This is a genomic window from Azospirillum picis, from assembly GCF_017876115.1.
GTDB classification, from domain to species: domain Bacteria; phylum Pseudomonadota; class Alphaproteobacteria; order Azospirillales; family Azospirillaceae; genus Azospirillum; species Azospirillum picis.
In genome coordinates, this window is the sequence record NZ_JAGINO010000016.1 from 25,222 (window position 1) to 42,524 (window position 17,303).

26 protein-coding genes are annotated in these 17,303 nt (G+C 68.0%); all 26 read left to right on the plus strand.

The window, feature by feature from the left end; all coding sequences use genetic code 11:
- The first annotated feature begins 40 nt into the window (after window positions 1–40).
- The 26 genes from J2850_RS19870 to J2850_RS19995 all read left to right on the plus strand — a co-directional run bounded on the left by J2850_RS19870 (window position 41) and on the right by J2850_RS19995 (window position 17,265).
- Window positions 41–883, plus strand: coding sequence for a DUF6551 family protein (locus J2850_RS19870; RefSeq protein ID WP_209985168.1), 843 nt, complete (start codon window positions 41–43; stop codon window positions 881–883).
- Window positions 883–1,161, plus strand: a complete 279-nt coding sequence (locus tag J2850_RS19875) for a hypothetical protein (RefSeq protein ID WP_209985171.1) — start codon at window positions 883–885, stop codon at window positions 1,159–1,161. The genes J2850_RS19870 and J2850_RS19875 overlap by 1 nt, the downstream gene beginning before the upstream one ends.
- On the plus strand, window positions 1,161–1,427 hold the full coding sequence (locus tag J2850_RS19880; protein ID WP_209985174.1) for a hypothetical protein: 267 nt from the start codon (window positions 1,161–1,163) through the stop codon (window positions 1,425–1,427). The genes J2850_RS19875 and J2850_RS19880 overlap by 1 nt, the downstream gene beginning before the upstream one ends.
- Entirely contained in the window at window positions 1,424–1,876 is a 453-nt protein-coding gene (locus tag J2850_RS19885; RefSeq protein ID WP_209985177.1) for a regulatory protein GemA, read from the plus strand. The genes J2850_RS19880 and J2850_RS19885 overlap by 4 nt, the downstream gene beginning before the upstream one ends.
- Window positions 1,873–2,436, plus strand: a complete 564-nt coding sequence (locus J2850_RS19890) for a hypothetical protein (protein ID WP_209985179.1) — start codon at window positions 1,873–1,875, stop codon at window positions 2,434–2,436. Before J2850_RS19885 ends, J2850_RS19890 begins: the two co-directional genes overlap by 4 nt.
- 148 nt (window positions 2,437–2,584) lie before the next feature.
- A complete protein-coding gene (locus tag J2850_RS19895) occupies window positions 2,585–3,121 on the plus strand; it encodes a hypothetical protein (protein ID WP_209985182.1) in 537 nt (178 codons plus the stop codon).
- 13 nt (window positions 3,122–3,134) lie between these two features.
- A complete protein-coding gene (locus J2850_RS19900; RefSeq protein WP_209985185.1) occupies window positions 3,135–3,617 on the plus strand; it encodes a hypothetical protein in 483 nt (160 codons plus the stop codon).
- 9 nt (window positions 3,618–3,626) lie between these two features.
- Window positions 3,627–3,830, plus strand: a complete 204-nt coding sequence (locus J2850_RS32345) for a TraR/DksA C4-type zinc finger protein (protein WP_209985188.1) — start codon at window positions 3,627–3,629, stop codon at window positions 3,828–3,830.
- Window positions 3,830–4,129, plus strand: coding sequence for a DUF2730 family protein (locus tag J2850_RS19910; protein ID WP_209985191.1), 300 nt, complete (start codon window positions 3,830–3,832; stop codon window positions 4,127–4,129). The genes J2850_RS32345 and J2850_RS19910 overlap by 1 nt, the downstream gene beginning before the upstream one ends.
- On the plus strand, window positions 4,126–4,422 hold the full coding sequence (locus J2850_RS19915) for a VpaChn25_0724 family phage protein (RefSeq protein ID WP_209985193.1): 297 nt from the start codon (window positions 4,126–4,128) through the stop codon (window positions 4,420–4,422). Before J2850_RS19910 ends, J2850_RS19915 begins: the two co-directional genes overlap by 4 nt.
- A gap of 2 nt (window positions 4,423–4,424) precedes the next feature.
- Entirely contained in the window at window positions 4,425–5,000 is a 576-nt protein-coding gene (locus J2850_RS19920) for a DUF3486 family protein (protein WP_209985197.1), read from the plus strand.
- Window positions 4,997–6,601 (plus strand): hypothetical protein, encoded by a 1,605-nt coding sequence (locus J2850_RS19925; protein ID WP_209985200.1) that lies wholly within the window; start codon window positions 4,997–4,999, stop codon window positions 6,599–6,601. Before J2850_RS19920 ends, J2850_RS19925 begins: the two co-directional genes overlap by 4 nt.
- 14 nt (window positions 6,602–6,615) lie before the next feature.
- Window positions 6,616–8,205 carry a DUF935 domain-containing protein gene (locus tag J2850_RS19930; RefSeq protein ID WP_209985202.1) on the plus strand — a complete coding sequence of 530 codons (1,590 nt, stop codon included), beginning with the start codon at window positions 6,616–6,618 and terminating at the stop codon, window positions 8,203–8,205.
- A gap of 146 nt (window positions 8,206–8,351) precedes the next feature.
- Window positions 8,352–8,528: a Com family DNA-binding transcriptional regulator gene (locus J2850_RS32350; RefSeq protein WP_209985207.1), complete on the plus strand. Its 177-nt coding sequence runs from the start codon at window positions 8,352–8,354 to the stop codon at window positions 8,526–8,528.
- Entirely contained in the window at window positions 8,521–9,279 is a 759-nt protein-coding gene (locus tag J2850_RS19940; RefSeq protein WP_246513281.1) for a DNA-methyltransferase, read from the plus strand. The genes J2850_RS32350 and J2850_RS19940 overlap by 8 nt, the downstream gene beginning before the upstream one ends.
- Window positions 9,280–9,282: 3 nt before the next feature.
- Complete coding sequence (locus J2850_RS19945; protein ID WP_209985214.1) at window positions 9,283–10,566, plus strand: phage head morphogenesis protein; 1,284 nt, start codon at window positions 9,283–9,285, stop codon at window positions 10,564–10,566.
- Window positions 10,567–10,926: 360 nt separating this feature from the next.
- The gene (locus J2850_RS19950; RefSeq protein WP_209985216.1) at window positions 10,927–12,075 is read left to right on the plus strand and encodes a phage protease; all 1,149 of its coding nucleotides are present in this window, start codon (window positions 10,927–10,929) and stop codon (window positions 12,073–12,075) included.
- Window positions 12,076–12,078: 3 nt separating this feature from the next.
- On the plus strand, window positions 12,079–12,489 hold the full coding sequence (locus tag J2850_RS19955) for a hypothetical protein (protein WP_209985219.1): 411 nt from the start codon (window positions 12,079–12,081) through the stop codon (window positions 12,487–12,489).
- A gap of 13 nt (window positions 12,490–12,502) precedes the next feature.
- Entirely contained in the window at window positions 12,503–13,396 is an 894-nt protein-coding gene (locus J2850_RS19960; RefSeq protein ID WP_209985222.1) for a Mu-like prophage major head subunit gpT family protein, read from the plus strand.
- 26 nt (window positions 13,397–13,422) lie between these two features.
- Window positions 13,423–13,677, plus strand: coding sequence for an HI1506-related protein (locus J2850_RS19965; protein ID WP_209985225.1), 255 nt, complete (start codon window positions 13,423–13,425; stop codon window positions 13,675–13,677).
- Between the two features lie 67 nt (window positions 13,678–13,744).
- Window positions 13,745–14,170 carry a gp436 family protein gene (locus J2850_RS19970; RefSeq protein WP_209985227.1) on the plus strand — a complete coding sequence of 142 codons (426 nt, stop codon included), beginning with the start codon at window positions 13,745–13,747 and terminating at the stop codon, window positions 14,168–14,170.
- Window positions 14,170–14,769, plus strand: coding sequence for a phage virion morphogenesis protein (locus tag J2850_RS19975; protein ID WP_209985230.1), 600 nt, complete (start codon window positions 14,170–14,172; stop codon window positions 14,767–14,769). The genes J2850_RS19970 and J2850_RS19975 overlap by 1 nt, the downstream gene beginning before the upstream one ends.
- Window positions 14,766–15,242 carry a phage tail terminator protein gene (locus tag J2850_RS19980; RefSeq protein WP_209985234.1) on the plus strand — a complete coding sequence of 159 codons (477 nt, stop codon included), beginning with the start codon at window positions 14,766–14,768 and terminating at the stop codon, window positions 15,240–15,242. Before J2850_RS19975 ends, J2850_RS19980 begins: the two co-directional genes overlap by 4 nt.
- Window positions 15,239–15,421 carry a hypothetical protein gene (locus tag J2850_RS19985; protein ID WP_209985238.1) on the plus strand — a complete coding sequence of 61 codons (183 nt, stop codon included), beginning with the start codon at window positions 15,239–15,241 and terminating at the stop codon, window positions 15,419–15,421. Before J2850_RS19980 ends, J2850_RS19985 begins: the two co-directional genes overlap by 4 nt.
- Window positions 15,422–15,427: 6 nt before the next feature.
- Window positions 15,428–16,729: a hypothetical protein gene (locus J2850_RS19990; RefSeq protein WP_209985241.1), complete on the plus strand. Its 1,302-nt coding sequence runs from the start codon at window positions 15,428–15,430 to the stop codon at window positions 16,727–16,729.
- Window positions 16,730–16,761: 32 nt separating this feature from the next.
- On the plus strand, window positions 16,762–17,265 hold the full coding sequence (locus tag J2850_RS19995; protein ID WP_209985243.1) for a hypothetical protein: 504 nt from the start codon (window positions 16,762–16,764) through the stop codon (window positions 17,263–17,265).
- The last annotated feature ends 38 nt before the right edge of the window (window positions 17,266–17,303 follow it).

Here is a 17,303-nt window from a genome sequence, read left to right on the forward strand (position 1 = left end):
TCAACACTGCTCCGTCAGGCCATTCCTCAGGAGAACCCCCTTGTCTCTCCATAGCGACTTCCAGCCCTCACAAACCATAGGACAGCGCCCTGACCTCCGATGGCTGCCGGTCGGCATCCTGGTCAGCGATCCAATGTATCAACGCCCCACCAATACCCTGCGGTCGGGTCGCCTAATCCGCGCAATCGCCGAGGGCTTCGCTTGGCATCGCTTGAAGGCGCCCACCGTCTCGGATCGAGGCGACGGGAGCTTCGCCATCATCGATGGGCAGCACACGATCGAAGCCGCGAAGCTTCATGGCGGCATTCCGGAGCTGCCTTGTCTTGTCGTCGTCGTTCCAGGCTCACGTTCCGAGGCGGACGGCTTCGTGGCATGCAACGAGCAACGTATCAAGGTCAACGAGTTTCAGCTCTATCACGCGAAACTGGCGGCTGGTGACCCGGATGCTCTGCAGATCGATGCCATCTGCCGGGCGGCGGCTGTGTCCATACCCCGCTTTCCTATCCCGGCGGACAAGATGGCGCCACGCCAGACCTTGGCAATCAAGGCCATCGACATCGCCATGCGAAAGCATGGCGACGGCCCGGTCATCCGAGCATTGTCGGCTCTGGCGGATGCGCATGGTGATAGCGGCGGCGAGCTGCGGGCGCAGGTCATCCGTGCCCTGATTGACTTGATTGTAGCCTGTGGCGAGCAGCACGCGATTGATCGTGACCGACTGGTAAAGGTGCTATCCGAAACGACGTCGGAAGAGCTGATCGAGGCTGCCCGCACTGACCGCCGGCACAACCGGCGACCGACCGAGACCAACGTTCAGGCGGCGATCGTCGCCCGTTACAATCAACGCCTTCCAGAGGACCGGCGCCTGCCGGCTCCATTCTGATGACCGGCGCCGACACCACCAGGCTGGCGATCGCCGCCGGCGCCGCCGTCCGACGCCTGCGCCGGGGCGATGCCGTCGTCGGTGCCTTCCGCGCCGATCTGATCGCGCTGCTGACGGGCATGGTTGTTGTCGGCGCCGGCCGGACGGCCTCGCCGGCGATCGCCACCAACCCGGCGGAGCTGGTCGACCTCGTGATTGACCTCTGTCGGGCGTCGGGCATGTCCGGCCTCGACATGGCCGCTCACTTCAATGCGGCCGTTGAGCGGAGGCCGCGGTGATGCAACTGGACCTCTTTCGCAAAGCCCGCAGGCCAGCGCGGCGCAACCCCAGGACCCTGACCGTCATCGACGCGGGCCACGTGGGCGGCGACAGCCGCCATGGGGCCGTCAGCATGGAGTGCGGCGTCTGTGGCCATCGCACCGGCTGGCTGAAGTCGCGCGGCGTGGAGGCCGAGAGGGCGGGCCGCGTCTGCCCGATCTGCAAGGGCGACCCCGACAACGTCAAACCATCCGACGCCAGCGGCAAGGAGGCCACCGCGTCATGACTTCAACCGTCAAACCATCTGACGCCCGCCGGTCGGCCGACCTGAAGGCGATCCACGCCATGCGTCGCGAACTGTCTCTGACGGAGGACTGCTACCGCGCCCGCGTCTCGCAGGTCGCGGGTGGTCGGACCGACAGCGCAGCCGACTTGACGGCGCGGGAGCGCTCCACCCTGATCGAGCAGTTGAAGGGCTTGGGCGCGGGCAAGAAGCTCCGCGGTCGCCCGTTGCGGCCGGCGCTGACGCCTCAGCAGCGCAAGGTGCGCGCCATGTGGCTGGACCTCGCCGACAAAGGCGTCATTGGTGACCGCAGCGAAGCCGCCCTCGCCGCGTGGTTGAAAAGCCGCATTGGCGTCGATGCCCTGCAATGGCTGCAGCCGGCCGATGCCGGCCGCGCCATCGAGCAGTTGAAGCGCTGGACCGATCGTGTCGAGGAGGTGCCTCAGCCATGAGTCTGCGCCTGCCCATCCGCAATCTGCCGGGCGTCCTGGCCGACATCCAGCGCCTGTGCGGCGACGACACCGCGGTTCGCTTCGCCGCTCATTTCGGCGACCGGACACTCCATATCCCGAGCTTGGCGCGTCTGCGGGACGATCATCCCCTTGTGATGGCACTTGGTCGGCGGGCGGCACGGCTTATCGCCTCCCAACTGGGCGGGCAGGAATATTCGGTTCCGACCGGCCGGTGGAGCATGAGCCATCACAATGCCCGCGTCCTCAGGCTGAACGGCTGGCAACCGCGGCCGATCGCCCGTGCCCTGGCCCTGCACAAGGGCACCGTCGATCGGCTGACCGCCGACCTCCAGCCGGCCGTTGCCGCTCCCCAGCCGGTGACGCTGACCTGTCCCTGCTGTGGCCGGGCTTACAAGCTGACCCCGCCGCCGGAGAAAGGGCAGACGGCAGAAGACGACATTGCCTTTCTTGCCGCCCAGCCCCCGCTGTTGCGGGCGGCGGTTGCGGCCGGCGAACTGACTGTCGAGGATCTGAAAAGGTTGGAGGGCAGGCGCGGGTAGCGCCGAGCCATGCGCGGGTTGTGCGTTACGAGGATCCTGTAACGCGTTATTCGGTCGGATCCCAGCGGCGCCTCCAAGGGCGCCGCTGCCGTATCCGGTGAGATCTCGCTCCCTGAAACTAAAGGGGCAGGGTCTGCACAATAGGGTTATGACGAACGCCCTCACTACCCCGCCCGGACTTTCCCCGCGCCACCTCGCCCTGTTCGTGGTGCGCCCCACGCTCTCGATGTTGAGTGGCCCTGACGTGCCGGGCATCGCGTCCGACGCCTCGGTGGAGCTGCTGCTCGGCACCATCGCGCAGGAGTCTGGTTTCCGCGCGCTGGACCAGATCACCGGTCCTGCCGACCGCACGATCGGCCCGGCTTATGGCCTGTACCAGATCGAGCCGGCGACGCTCGACGACCTGCACGACAATTTCCTGCGCTTCCGCCCGACCCTGGCCGCCCGGCTGGCCGGCCTCGCCGCCAGTTGGCCGTCCCCGGCCATGCAGCTTGCCACCAACCTCGCCTATGCGACCGCGGTGGCTCGCCTGCTCTACTACCGCTCGCCGGTCCGCCTCGCCGCCCCCGGCGACGTCGAAGGGCACGCCCGCACCTGGAAGCAGGTCTTCAACACCCCCAAGGGCAAGGGCCGGCCGGAGGACTTCGTCGCCAACTACCAGCGCCTCGTGGCGCCGTACCTCTGAAGGAACTCCGACCTTGCGCATGACCCGATGGGCGTTGATGACGCTCTGTGCCGCCATCACCTTCGCCACTCCCGCCCTTGCGGACACCATCCGGATCCCGGTGCCGCCGGAACTCGTATCTACGCTCGTCGACTATGCCTTCCTCGGCCTCTCCGGCCTGCTCGGCTGGGCGATCAAGCGCGGCGCCGCCCTGCTGCACATCCGTCGGGAAAGCCTGCTGGTTGAACGGCTGGAGCAGGGCATGGGCTATGCCCTGATGTATGCCCGCGAGAAGGCACTGCAGCAGGGTGCCTCGCTGACGGACATCAACACGCGGTCGGAACTGGTGGCCATCGCGGCCGGCTACCTCGCGCCCAAGATGCCGGGCGTGCTGAAGGAACTGGGCATCGATCCCGAAGGACTGCGCGAGCGCCTGCTGGGGCGGGTCGACCTGGTGGCACCCGTGACGCCGCCCGGCTCGTTGCCGGCGGCCATGCAGCCCACCAGCGCCCTATAGGGGCGGGGAATGGCGGACATCGGCGACGACGGGGAGGCGTGCAGCGCCTTCCTCACCGCAGCGGCGGTATCCGTCGTCCGCGGACGTCTGACGCAGGTCGGCTCGGCCGCCTGCGTCGACTGTGACACGGCGATCCCGCCGGCCCGCCGGGTGGCACTGCCCTCGGCGACCCGCTGCGTGGACTGTCAGGACCGACACGAGCGGGGACTGTGATGGATGAGCTGTGGAAGTGGGGCTGGGCGATCGTCCTGGCCATCAATGTCCTGCTGGCGTGGGTGGTCTGGACACTCCGCGCCGGCTTTGTGCCTCGGGCCGAGTTCGCGCGGCTCGACACCCGCGTCGCACTGATCGAGCAGGAGGTGAAGCACCTGCCGACACAGAGCGACATCGCCGCCGTGCGTGACGTCCTCGCGCAGGTGAAGGCGCAGGGCGAAGCCCAGCAGCAGACGATGACCGGCATCTCCAACAGCGTCCGGCGCATCGAGGACTACATGATGAGGGCCACCGCATGAGCTGGACTGAGCACCTGACGGAAGACCTGCGCCTTGTCATCCTCCGGATCCTGTCGGAGGCGCCGGGCCACCGTGCCAACAGCAGCATCATCCAGACCGCCGCCAACGCGTTGGGGCACCATGTCACCCGTGCGCAGGTCGAGCAGCAGATCGGCTATCTGGGAGACTTGGCGGCCGTCACCACCGACAAGGTCGGCGCCGTCCTGGTCGTGACGCTGGGCCAGCCCGGCGATGATCACCTCCGCCGCCTCGGCACGCCCCTGCCGGGCGTCAAGCTGCCGTCGCTGGGCTGACCATGGCCCGCTCGACCCTTGACCGCCTGCCCAAGGAAATCCGTGAGGAGCTGGGGCGCCTGCGGGAAGACGGATGGACCATCGACGAACTGCTGCACAAGCTGCAGGAGCTGCGCGCCGCCGGTCGCCATGACCTCGACGTGTCGCGGTCGGCGGTCGGCCGCTATGTGCAGGGCATGGACAAGGTCGGCGAGCAGCTTCGCCAATCCCGCGCCATGGCGGAAGCCCTGGTGCGCCAACTCGGCGACGAACCCGATACCAAGGTCGCCCGGCTCAACATCGAGCTGGGCCACTCGTTGATCATGAACCTGATGACCGGCATGGCCGGCGGCGGCACGGAAGGTGACGACGGCCAGCCCGTCCAGTTGGACCCCGAGCAGGTCATGTTCCTGACGTCCAGCATCCAGAAGCTGGCATCGGCGCGCAAGACGGACGCCGAGTTGATCCTGCGTCTGCAGACCGAGGCGGACAAGCGGGCGATCGCCGCCATGGAGGCAACGGCCAAGCGCAAGGGCCTGTCGGCCGACACCATCGCCGACATCAAGAAGGACTTCCTCGGCATCCGGAAAGCGTCATGAAGCTCCGGCCTGCCGTTGCCGAGGACTTCGGCCGTCTCCCCACCGAAATCCCGTCGTTCGGTCATAACGGCGGCCCGCCGCTCGACCTGCTGCTGCTTTACCAGAAGCGGCTACTGGAAACGACAGCGGTGTGCGCCGTCGTTGTCGTCGAGAAGTCCCGTCGCATCGGCTACACGTGGGCGATCGCCGCCGACGCCGTCCTGACCTCGGCCGCCGAGAAATCGGCTAAGGGCATGGACACGCTGTATATCGGCTACAACCTCGACATGGCGCGGGAGTTCATCGACACCTGCGGCGCGTGGGCGCGGCTGTTCGATCGTGCCTGCTCGGCCATGTCGGAGGAGCTGTTCGACGACGGGTCGGACGACGGCATTAAGGCATTCCGCATCACCTTCGCCAGCGGGTTCGAGATCGTCGCCCTGGCTTCGCGCCCGCGCAGCCTGCGCGGCCGGCAGGGCTACGTCATCATCGACGAGGCGGCGTTCCACGACGATCTGGCCGAGCTGCTGAAATCGGCCATGGCGCTGCTGATCTGGGGCGGCAAGGTCGCCGTCATCAGCACTCACAACGGCACCGCCCATCCCTTCAACGGATTGGTCGAGGAGTGCCGCGCCGGCAAGAAACCCTATGCCGTGCTGCGCGTCACCTTCGACGATGCGCTGAAGGATGGGCTCTACAAGCGCATCTGCCTGGTCAAGGGCGAGGAGTGGACGGCCGAGAAGGAAGCCGCCTGGCGGGCCGAGATCGTCGGCAGCTACGGCGACGCGGCCGACGAGGAGCTGCACGTCATCCCCAAGAACAAGGGCGGCGTCTGGCTGCCGCGCGAGCTGGTGCTGGCGCGCATGTCGGCCGACATCCCGGTCTTGCGCTGGGAGTGCGAACCGGGCTTCGTCGATCTGCCGGACTATGCCCGTCGCGCTGTCGCGTCGGCTTGGTGCGATGAGACGCTGCTCCCGCACCTGCAGCGGCTCGACCCATCCCGCATGTCGGTCTACGGCCACGACTATGCCCGCCTGCGCGACGCCTCTATCGGCATGCCGGCGCAGATCATGTCGGACCTGACTCTGCGCGCGGCCTTCATGCTGGAACTGCGCAACGTGCCGGACGAAGAGCAGAAGCTGATCGTCCGCTTCGTGCTGGATCGGCTGCCACGCTTCGTTAAGGGCGCACTCGATGCCGGCGGCAACGGCGCCAGTCTGGCCGAGCGCATGCGCCAGCTATTCGGTCCCGCCCGGATCGAGGAGGTGAAGTTCTCGACCGAGTGGTATCGGGTCAACATGCCTCCCTTCAAGGCGGCGCTGGAAGGCGCGTCCATACTGCTGCCGAAGGATCCGGACGTCCTGGTCGACTTCGGGCAGTTGGAGATGCGGGACGGCGTCGCGCAGCTAAAGCGCCAGCAAGCCCGCACCACCGGCGCTGACGGTAACAAGCGCCACGGCGACGCGGCGATCGCCGCCGTCCTCGCCCATTACGCCAGCCGTCTGCCCTTCGCCGAATACGACTACACCCCGGCCCGGACGGCCGAGGCGGCCCATCGCCGCGGCCTGCCCGACCACTCCGAAGACGATGACCGCGGCCTGTTCGGCGCCGGCGGCTACTGACCAAAGGCCAACCTATGCCCGCGATCCGTGTGACCTCTCCGATCCTCGACCCCAACACCGGCAAACCCATCGTCCGCGAGGTGTTGACCGAGGAGCTGTCCGGCCCCACCGTGACCGGTGTGCGCCAGGTGCTGGCCGAGCATCCGTCACAGGGGCTGACGCCACGCCAGCTCGGCGCCATCCTCGCCGAGGCCGAGCAGGGCGACCCCACCGCGTACCTGGCTCTTGCGGAGGACATCGAGGAGCGGTTCATCCACTACCGGTCCGTGCTGGGCACCCGCCGCCTGTCGGTCTCCCAACTGGACGTCACCGTGGAGGCGGCCAGCGACCAGCCCGACGATGTCGAGGCTGCCGACCTGGTGCGGCTGGCGATTGCCGACGAAGCCTTCGCTGACGTGCTCTATGACCTGCTCGACGGCATCGGCAAGGGCTACGCGGTCGCTGAGATCATCTGGGACACCTCGGGGCGGCAGTGGATGCCGGCCCGGATCGTCTGGCGCGATCCGCGTTGGTTCACCTTCGACCGGATCGACGGCACCACCTTGCGCCTGCGGGACGGCGGCACCGTCGACGGCGTCGACCTCGCCCCCTTCAAGTACATCGTCCACCGGCCCAAGACCAAGTCCGGGATCCCGATCCGTGGCGGCTTGGCGCGGCCGGCCTGCTGGGCTTGGTTGTTCACCGCCTTCGGCACCAAGGACTGGCTGTCCTTCGTCGAGACCTACGGCCAGCCGATCCGCGTCGGCCGATATGGTCCGGAGGCGTCGAAGGAGGATCACGCCGCCCTACTGCGCGCCGTGCGCAACATCGCCAGCGACGCCGCCGCCATCATCCCGGCCAGCATGCAGTTGGAATTCGTCGAGGCCAGCAAGGCCGCCGCGAACGCCGCCGTCTTCCAAGGCTTGGTGGAGTTCTTCGAACGGCAGACCAGCAAGCTGGTGTTGGGCCAGACCGCAACCACGGACGCGATCGCCGGCGGCCATGCGGTTGGCCAGGAACACCGGCAGGTCCAGGAGGACATCGAGCGCGCCGATGCCCGCCAGCTAATGGTGACGCTGAAGCGTGACTTGGCCGTGCCGCTGGTCACGCTGAACCTCGGTCCGCGCGCCGCCTATCCGACCATCCGGATTGGCCGGCCGGCGCAGGATGATCTGAAGCTGCAGTTGGATGCCCTCAAAGGGCTGGTGCCGCTGGGGCTTCAGGTCAGCATGTCCGAGGTGCGCGACAAGTTCGGCTTTGCCGACCCGAACGCCGAGGACGAACTGCTGGGCGCTGTATCCGCGCCGTCATCAGCACCGCTGCCGCCCCCTGCAGCGCCGGAGCCGCCGCCGGCCGAAGCGCAGGCCCTTGCCGCGCAGAGCGTCGGCCAAGCGGACGCCATCGACGGGATGGTGGACGAGCTGCTAGCCGACTGGAGGCCGCTGGCGGCCCCGCTGGTAACTGCGATCCTGGCGGCTGCCGAGGATGCCGCCAGCGCTGAAGACTTTGTGTCCCGCCTGGTCGCGGTCGCTGCCGATGATCACGGCGCCACGTTGCGCGATGCCCTGGCCCGAGGTCAGTTCATGGCGCGGGTTGCAGCGCGTGCGGGCGCCACCGGTGCCTGATTCCGTTCCCCGCCGGCGGCCGGCAGGGGCCGGGCTGCGTCAACAGCCCGAGCCGCGAGGTGATGTCTCGCACGACCGCAATAGGCCGTCTCACGGCCGTCCCGCCACCCCAGCGCTGGGGACGGGCACCATAGGCAGTAACTCCAATGGAGGAAATCCGTTGCGGGAAATGCGCCAAGCTTTTGGCGCGCGGAACCGCGGAAATACTGGAGATCAAGTGCCACCGCTGCGGCACGTTGAACCTTTTGAGGGTCCAGAACCCCCCATCAGAACGCCCGAGAGCGTCCGACTCGATAGAGAGTAATCGTGGACACTATGATTGATCGTTTCGCTCCCGTCGTTCTCGGCAATGGGGCGGCAGTGCTGTTCCGCGGTGACATCCTGCACATCCTTCCAGCCCTGGATGCCGGCAGCGTCGACCATGTTGTTACCGACCCCCCTTATTCTAGTGGAGGGCAGTCCCGCGGCACCCGAATGGCGACCACAAGCCAGAAGTACATCGTCACCAACAAGAACGGGGGTAAGTATTCGGACTTCCTTGGGGATAACAGGGACCAGCGCGGTTACACCTACTGGTTCTCGCTGTGGGCATCGTTCTGTTATCGGCTTCTCAGACCTGGCGGCTTGTTCCTTAGCTTCACCGACTGGCGTCAGTTTCCAGCGACCTCTGACGCCATTCAGGCCGCTGGCTTCGTCTGGCGTGGCGCTGTTGTCTGGGATAAGACAGAGGGTAGCCGGCCGGACAAGGGGCGGTTCCGGCATCAGGCGGAGTACCTGCTGTGGGGCAGCCATGGACCACACCGCCCCCGCCCTAACGCGCCCTGTCTTCCTGGGGTCTACCGCCATGCGGTTCGTGCTGTCGACAAGCACCACATGGCCGGGAAACCAACTGCGCTCATGGCCGATCTGCTGCGCATTACAAATCCTGGAGACGTCATCCTTGATCCGTTCATGGGGAGCGGAACCACCGGTGTTGCTGCGATCCAGTCTGGTCGGCGGTTCGTCGGGGTCGAACAGTCGCCAGCGATCTTTGACGTGGCCGTATCTCGCATCAATGCAGCCCTATCCGAGTAAGGCATGCCGATCTCGTCTCTGACGCCCCTGCCACCCGAGCAGGCCATCACCTTCCTGGAAGCCAAAGGCTATCGGGTCGGCTTCGCCTGGCAGGACGTGTGGGAGGCCGAACACGCGGTCGCCTTCACGGTCGCCAAGATGATGGAGGTCGACCTGCTGGCCGACGTCCATCAGTCGCTGGTGACGGCGCTGCAGGACGGCCAGTCCTTCGCCGAGTGGCGCAAGGGGCTGGAGCCGCTGCTCCAGGCCCGCGGCTGGTGGGGCAAGGCGATCGACACTGACCCGCTGACCGGCGAGGAGAAGGTGGTGCAGTTGGGCAGCCCGCGCCGGCTGAAGACCATCTTCGACACCAATGTCCGGATGAGCATGGCCGCCGGCCAGTGGGAGCGGATCGAGCGACTGGCGCCGGCGCGGCCCTTCCTGCGCTATGTCGCCGTCAAGGATGACCGGACGCGGCCGGAACATCTCGCTTGGTCCGGGACCGTCCTGAAGGTGGGTGACCCATGGTGGGATACCCACAGCCCGCCTTGCGGCTGGGGCTGCCGCTGCACCCTGCAGCAACTGTCCGCGAAGGACCTGGAGCGCAACGGCTGGACCGAGGCCGCCGCACCGCCGCCGCTCGACCCGCGCCCGTGGATGAACAGCCGTACCGGCGAGACGATCGAGGTGCCGGCCGGTATCGATCCAGGCTTCGCGTACCACAAGGGCAAGGCGGCCCGCACCGCGTCGGCCGCCCGCCAGTTGCTGGAGAAGATGGCCGCCCTGCCGCCCGAACTGGCGGCGACGGTGGCCGACCCCAAGACTCTAGCCCGGCAGATCGGACCGGAGTTCAGCCGGTGGGTCGACGGCCTCGACCTCGCCCGGCCACGCGGCGAGATGCGGCCGGTTGGGACGCTGACACCGGACGTGGTCCACTGGCTAGCCGACAACAAGCCGGACATGATGCCGGACAGCGGCGCCCTGATGGTCACCGACAAGGGGCTGGCGCATCTGATGCGAGATGCCAAGAAGGAGACGCAGCGGCTGTTGCCGGCCGACGTGAAGGCCCTGCCGGCGATCTTGGCCGAGCCACAGGCGGTCTATTTCGACACTCAGGATCCGGCGCTGCTCTACGTCTTCGACCCGCCCGGCCGGGACGACAAGCTGGGCAAGATCGTGGTGCGGGTGAACTTCGCCACCAAGGAACCGGGCACACGCGTCTCGTTCCGGGGCAACTTCGTCACCACCGGCGGCCTGTTGAAGCCCTCCGACATCGAGGGCCATCCGCGCTACAGCAAGATCATGTGATGCGGGCCTGAGGTCAGGGGGGCACGCCACTTTCCCCGTGACAGTCGGCGCTTCCGCGCCCACCGAACCGGACCGGCGGTTTCCCGGTTGTCACTGGCCTCAGGCTCGCCCCTATAGATAAGCCTGCCGGCCCATCGGGTAAAGACCCGCCAGATGGCCGCTGATGCGTTTCGCCGCTGTCCGACGCACGACGGCTGCGGCGGACCCCTTGACCGGTTTAAAACCTCGTTTAAACGGCCGGCACGAGCCCACCGCATCGGATGGGGTGCCGCGCACGGAGCGTTTACCTCTAAATCGACCGCAAACCCCCTCGTAACTCGCACGGGTCACATCGCCTGTCGGCACCGTCAGAATGGCGGTATGACGATCCAGCGCTCCCCGAACTTGCCCACCATCGCCGGCGAAGCGGTCGCAACCTGCGCCTTCTTCGCGGACTTGACCACGGCCGACGGCATCGTGCCACGCCGCATCCGGTTGCTGCCCACTGGCGCCGTCACGCCCAACGATGGCCGGGAGCCTTGGACGGTCACGGATGCGGCGGCGGTGGTCGCGGCGTCGCTGGCGACGGCTCCGCATGGTCTGCTCGCCATCGACTACGACCATGCCGCCGATCTGGCCGCACCGAAGGGCGGCCCTGCGCCGGCGGCGGGCTGGATCACCTCCCTGCAGGTCACCGCCGAAGGCATCCAGGCCGACGTCGACTGGACCGAAGCCGGCGCCCGCGCCATCGCCGCCAAGGAGTACCGGTTCATCTCGCCGTCCTTCCGACACGGACCCGATCGCCAAGTCACCCGCATCATCGGCGCCGGCCTCACCAACCGGCCGGCGCTGTCCGACCTCCCCGCACTTGCTCACCAACACGGAACGTCCATGGATCCGATCCTCGCCGCGTTGCTGGAGGCGCTTGGCCTGCCCAAGACCGCCGACCAGACAACGGCTCTTGCGGCGGTCACCGGCCTGAAGGCCACCGCCGCCTCCACCACCGCGCTCTGTGCCGCCGCCGGTCTCAATGCCGGCGCGACGGCCGACCAGGTCGCCACAGCCGTTGCATCGCTGCAGGCCACCGCCGGCCAAGTCAAGGCGATCGCCTCGGCCGCCGGCTTGGCGGAGAGTGCCACGCCCTTGGAGATCGCCACCGCCGTTGCGTCGCTGAAGGCGAACGCCACCGCGGTCACCCTGCTCGAAACGCAGGTCGCCACCCTGTCCGGCCGCCTGCAGGCGCTGGAAGGCGACAAACTGGCGGGCGAGGTCGACGCGGCGATCGCCGCCGGCAAGTTCGTCCCCGCCCAGCGGGCCGAGCTGGTTGCCCTCGCATCGGCCAACAAACCCATCTTCGACCGCTTGGTCGCGGGTGCGGTGCCGGTGCTGCTGCCGGGCGAGCAACTGGGCGGCGGTGCGCCGGCCGGTGGCGGGCTGACCGCCGAGCAGAAGGCGGTCTGCGCCGCCATGGGCCTTTCGGAAGACGACTTCAAGAAGTCGCTGGGCACCAGCGCCGGCAAGGAGGGTTGAGCGATGGCGGCCCTGACCAACGATCGCAACACGCCGGCCTATTCCGGCGGCTTCCACGCGATGGAGCGAAACCTCGCCGCCTCCACCACCGTCCATGCCGGCTCCATGGTGGCCCAGTCCGCCGCCGGCGACGCCGTGCCGGCGGCGGCGTCCAACACGCTGACCGTGCTCGGCCGGGCTGCGAACCGGGCATCCACCGCGGCCGGCTCCACCCTGCCGGACAAGGTGCGCATCGAGCGGGGCGTGTTCCGCTTCGCCAACTCCGCGTCCGACGCCATCACCATCGCCGACTACGGCAGGCCCTGCTACGCGGTCGACGACCAGACGGTCGCCAAGACCGACGGTTCGGGCGCGCGGCCGAAGGCCGGCATCATCCGCGACGTGGACGCCCAAGGCGTCTGGGTCGAGTTCTAAGGGGACCGCCCGCATGCTCATCACCCCGGCAAGTCTGCTTGCCCTCTACACCGGCTTCCAGACCTCGTTCCAGCAGGGGTTCGGCGCCGTCCAGTCCCAATGGAACCTGGTCGCGATGGAAACGCCGTCGACCACGTCGGAGGAAAACTACGGCTGGATGAAGGACATCCCCGGTTTCCGCGAGTGGATCGGCCCGCGCGTCGTCCACAACCTGGAAGCCGCCGGCTACACCATCCGCAACAAGTCGTGGGAACTGACCGTTGGTGTCGAACGTGACGACATCGACGACGACAAGTTCGGCGTCTATGCGCCGCTGTTCGGCGAGATGGGACGCCAGACCGCGTCCTTCCCCGACCGGCTGGTGTTCCCGTTCCTGAAATCGGGCTTCAGCACGCCCTGCTATGACGGTCAGTATTTCTTCGATACCGATCATCCGGTCATCAATGAGTACGGCGATCTCGCGTCGGTTTCCAATGTGCAGGCTGGCAGCGGTCAGCCTTGGTTCCTGATGGACCTCAGCCGGATGATCAAGCCGGTGGTCTACCAGAAGCGCCGCCCCTTCGACTTCAAGCGGATGGACGCGCCGACCAACCAGGTGGTGTTCGACCAGAAGAAATACGTCTACGGCGTCGACGGCCGCGCCAACGTCGGCTTCGGGTTCTGGCAGTTGGCCCATGGGTCCAAGGCGGACCTGACCCACGACAACTATTCCGCCGCCCGTGCGGCCATGCAGGCGTTCAAGCGCGACCATGGCGAGCCGCTGGGCGTCAACCCGACCCACCTGGTCGTGCCCCCGGCGCTGGAGGGGAAAGGCCGCCAGATCCTCGAAAACCAGCGCAAGGCCAACGGCGAGGACAACGAGTGGCGGGGCACCGCCCAACTCGTCGTCGTGCCCTGGCTCGCATGATGGCTCGCATGATGGAAGACCCGTCGATGAAAGACCTGCTGATCGCCGCCCGCCCCACCAACGGTTTCCGCCGCTGCGGTGTGCATCATCCGCCGGCCGAGGTGCGCCACCGCGCCGGCGCGTTCACCAAGGAAGAGGTGCTGGCGCTGAAGGCGGAGCCCAACCTGATCGTCATCGAGGCCGATCCGGAAACCAGCGACGAGGCCGGCGAGGAGGGCGCCGGCAGGGTCTCCCGGTCCGGCAGGGGCGGTGGCCCCAAGGCCACCGGCACCGGTGCGTGACGGCAGGGCGGCGGGCCGCAAGGCCCCCGCCTCAGGTGCCGACGTCAAACCATCCTGCGAGCCCGGCATGCCCTACGTCACGAAATCGGACCTTGTCCTCCGCTACAGTCAAACCAAGCTGCGCGAGCTGACCGACCGCGAGGCGCCCTATCAGGACGCCATCGTTGATACGGTGCTCGACCAGGCGATCGCGTCGGCCGCCAGCGTGATCGACGGGTACCTGTCCGGCCGCTACACCCTGCCGCTGGCGCAGGTGCCGGCCATGCTGACCGACGTCGCCGCGCGTCTGGCCTATGCGGCCCTCCACCTCGACACGGCGCCCGAGAAGGTGACCGCCGACTATCAGGCGGCCATGCGGACCCTGCGGGACATCGCCGGCGGCACCGTCCGGCTCGACGTCGGCGGCACCGCCGCGCCGGCGGCGCCGGCCGACGGGATAGAGGTCGTGGCCTCCGACCGCGTCTTCGGGCGCGTCGGGCTGCGGGGCTGGTGATGGCCGATCCCACCGGCGCCAGCATCCAGATCGACGACGCGGACCTGCGCAAGCTGCTCGGCCGGCTGGACGCGTCGGCGCGGGACATGACCGGGCTGATGGAGCAACTGGCGGCACAGGTCGAGTTCGACACACAGCGCCGGTTCGAGACGCAAACGGATCCGGACGGCAACCCCTGGCCGCCGTCAGCCCGTGCCCTGGCGGAGAATGGCGAGACGCTGACCGACACCGCCCGGCTACGCCAGTCCATCACCAGCCGCGCCGGCCGGACCGAGTTCTCAGTCGGCACCAACGTCGTCTATGCCGCCATCCACCAGTTCGGCGGCACCATCCACCAGCAGACCCGGCAACAGACGCTCTACTGGCACCACGCCGGCGACACCGGGTCGGCCGCTTGGCGGGCGTCGCGCACCTTCGGCGACTGGCGGTTCGCCAAGCGGTCGCGGGCGAACTACAGCGAGGTTCACACCGTGCAGGCCCACGATGTCACCATGCCCGCCCGGCCGTTCCTCGGCGTGTCGGAGAGCGGCATGGCCGTGCTGGGCGAGATCGCCCGCGATTGGCTGGCCGTCGCCGGCGGGCTGGGCGCCGCGCCATGACCGTGCCGCTCGACCTGGCGGCGGCGGTACAGGATCGCCTCCGCGACAAAATTCCAGCGTTCTCACTGCCGGACATCAAGGGCGAAACCGACTTCGCCAAGCTGGTGGCCGAGAAGCGGCTGCCCCAGCGTCTGCCGGCCGCCTTCGTGCTGTCGACCGGCTGGAACGCCACGTACCAGCGACGGGTCGGTGCCGTCAGCCATGACATTGCGCAGGGCGTCGCCGTGGTGCTGGTGCAGAGCCACGCCGGCGACGCCTCGGGGGACAAGGCCCGCGCGTCTGTCTGGCCGCTGGAGCTGGCGGTGGTCACGGCACTTGCCGGCTGGTCGCCGGCGACCGGCTATGCCGCTTTCGCTGCCACCGAAAGCCGCCTGCAGGGGCTGGGCAGCGCCGGTGCCGCCGGCGCGGTCGCCAGCACCTTGTCTTTCGTCACCGAATGGAAACTGCACGCCCACGCCAAGGAAAGTCCATGAAGCGCGCCATCGACACCATCGTCCACGACCAGGCCGACGGCCCGGTGCCCGCCGGCACCCTGCCTCGGTCCGCTGCCGGCATCGATCCCGCCCCGGTGGCCGACACGGCCGAGCCGGCCCCGCCGACCACCGAACCGCCCACCACCAGACGTCGCCGGACCACCGGCGGCGAGGAGTAAGCCAACATGGCGACCCTGCCCAGCTATCCGGTCCACTGGGACCACAAGACGGTCCTGGCCGCCGTCGAGACGGCCTTCGGCGCCGGCGCCGGCGGCCTGACCGGTGCTGATGCCGTACGCCTATGGGACGTCAATTGGACGCCGCTGGAGGCGGACACCAAGGAGCTGCCCTACGTCAAACCATTCAACGGCGCGAACGCCGCAATCCTGCTGAACAGGCGGTCGAAGCTGGCCGGCAAAGTGGCGCTGGTCGGCGCCGGCACCGGCGGGACTGGGGTGCCCTGCTGGGATCGCATCATGCGGGCCGGCGGCACGGTCCGCGCGCAGGTCGCAGCCACCCCGGCCGCCACCATCGCCGCCACTGCGACGAAGACGTCGGGCGCCGGTGCCTTCACCTACGACCGCACCACCGCGTTCGGCGGCGTCATGGCCCGCGTCGCGACCCTGACCTGCACCACGGGCGGCGGCAGCGGCGTCGCAACCTTCACCGTGTCGGCGCCGGCGGCCGGCACAGCGGCAGCCTACAACCAGACGGGCGTCAAGATGACGACAGGCACGCCCTTCCTGCTGCCGGACGGGGCGACCATCACCCCCACGGCGATCGGCACGCCCATGGTCGTCGGCGACATCATCACCATCGCCCTGACGCCGGCCGGCTGCACCTACACCCCATCGAGTGACCGGGCCGGGCACAAGAGCCTGGAGGTGCTGCTGACACTGCCCGACCCGGAGGATGCCACCAAGGCGCAACGGTGGCGCATGCTGGGCGGGCGCTGCACGATCAAGGCGACGGGTGCCGCCGACGATTACCCGTATTTCGAGTTCGAGATCACCGCCGACTATGCGGCGCCGGCGCTGGGTATCGAGATCGATCCTGTCTACACCGCCTGGCCCGATCCGCTGGTGGTCAGCACCGAAAACACGCCGATCGCCCGTCTGTTCGGTCAGGACGTGGTGTTGGAAACCTTCGGCTGGGATGCCGGTAACACGGTGGAGTATGTGAGCCGTGTCGGCCGCAAGGGCGCCCGCATCAATGACGCCAAGGCCAGCCTCTCCGCCAAGATCGAGGCGCCGTCCATGTCCTCGGTCGACTTCTTCGACCTCTGCACCTCGCGTGCCTTCGGCGAGTTCGTGTTGCAGCACGGCGTCGCCGCCGGTGATGCCGTCATCCTGCGCAGCGACCGGTGGCAGCTCGACCCGCCCAAGCCGGGCGAGAGCAAGTCGGATTTCATGCTCGACTTGAGCGGCAAGGCGGTGCCGATCGCCGAGGGCACCGACTGGTCAATCTTCGCATCGGCCGCCGCCTGATTCATCGCTCGCTCTTCTTCTGGGGAACCCACATGAGCAAACCGGTATTCGTGCTTGACGGCGACCTGACTGTCGACGCGCCCGTTCTGATCCAGGTACCGACGTCGGCCCGGACGACTGGCGGTGTCGCCCGCCAGTCGTTCAAAACCAGCACCGCCTACGTCACCTTCCGCGTCCCGACCGAAGACGAGCTGGACACGACGCTGGAGGAGGTGGCGAGCCACAACGAGCGTCTGACCCGCCAGATTAACGAGGCGGACAAGGAGCGGACCGACGCGGCCGACGATGAAACCCGCGCCGCTGTCGACCGCAAGCTCACGGAGCTGCGCCGCGATGTCCGAACCGCCCAGATCGAACAGCTAAAGGCGTTCATCGTCGCCCTGCCATCGGGCCATGGCTTTGCCGAAAAGGACGGTACGCCGTGTGAGTTCTCGCCGGAGCTGATCGGCCGGCTGTGCCAATACCGGGCCGTCCGCAACGCCCTGTGGGCTGCCTTCCTGCTGGTCCTGAACGGAGACCCCAAGAAGGGAAACTGATCGCCGCCGTCCGCCGTTGGGCGGGCGGCGACGCTCCG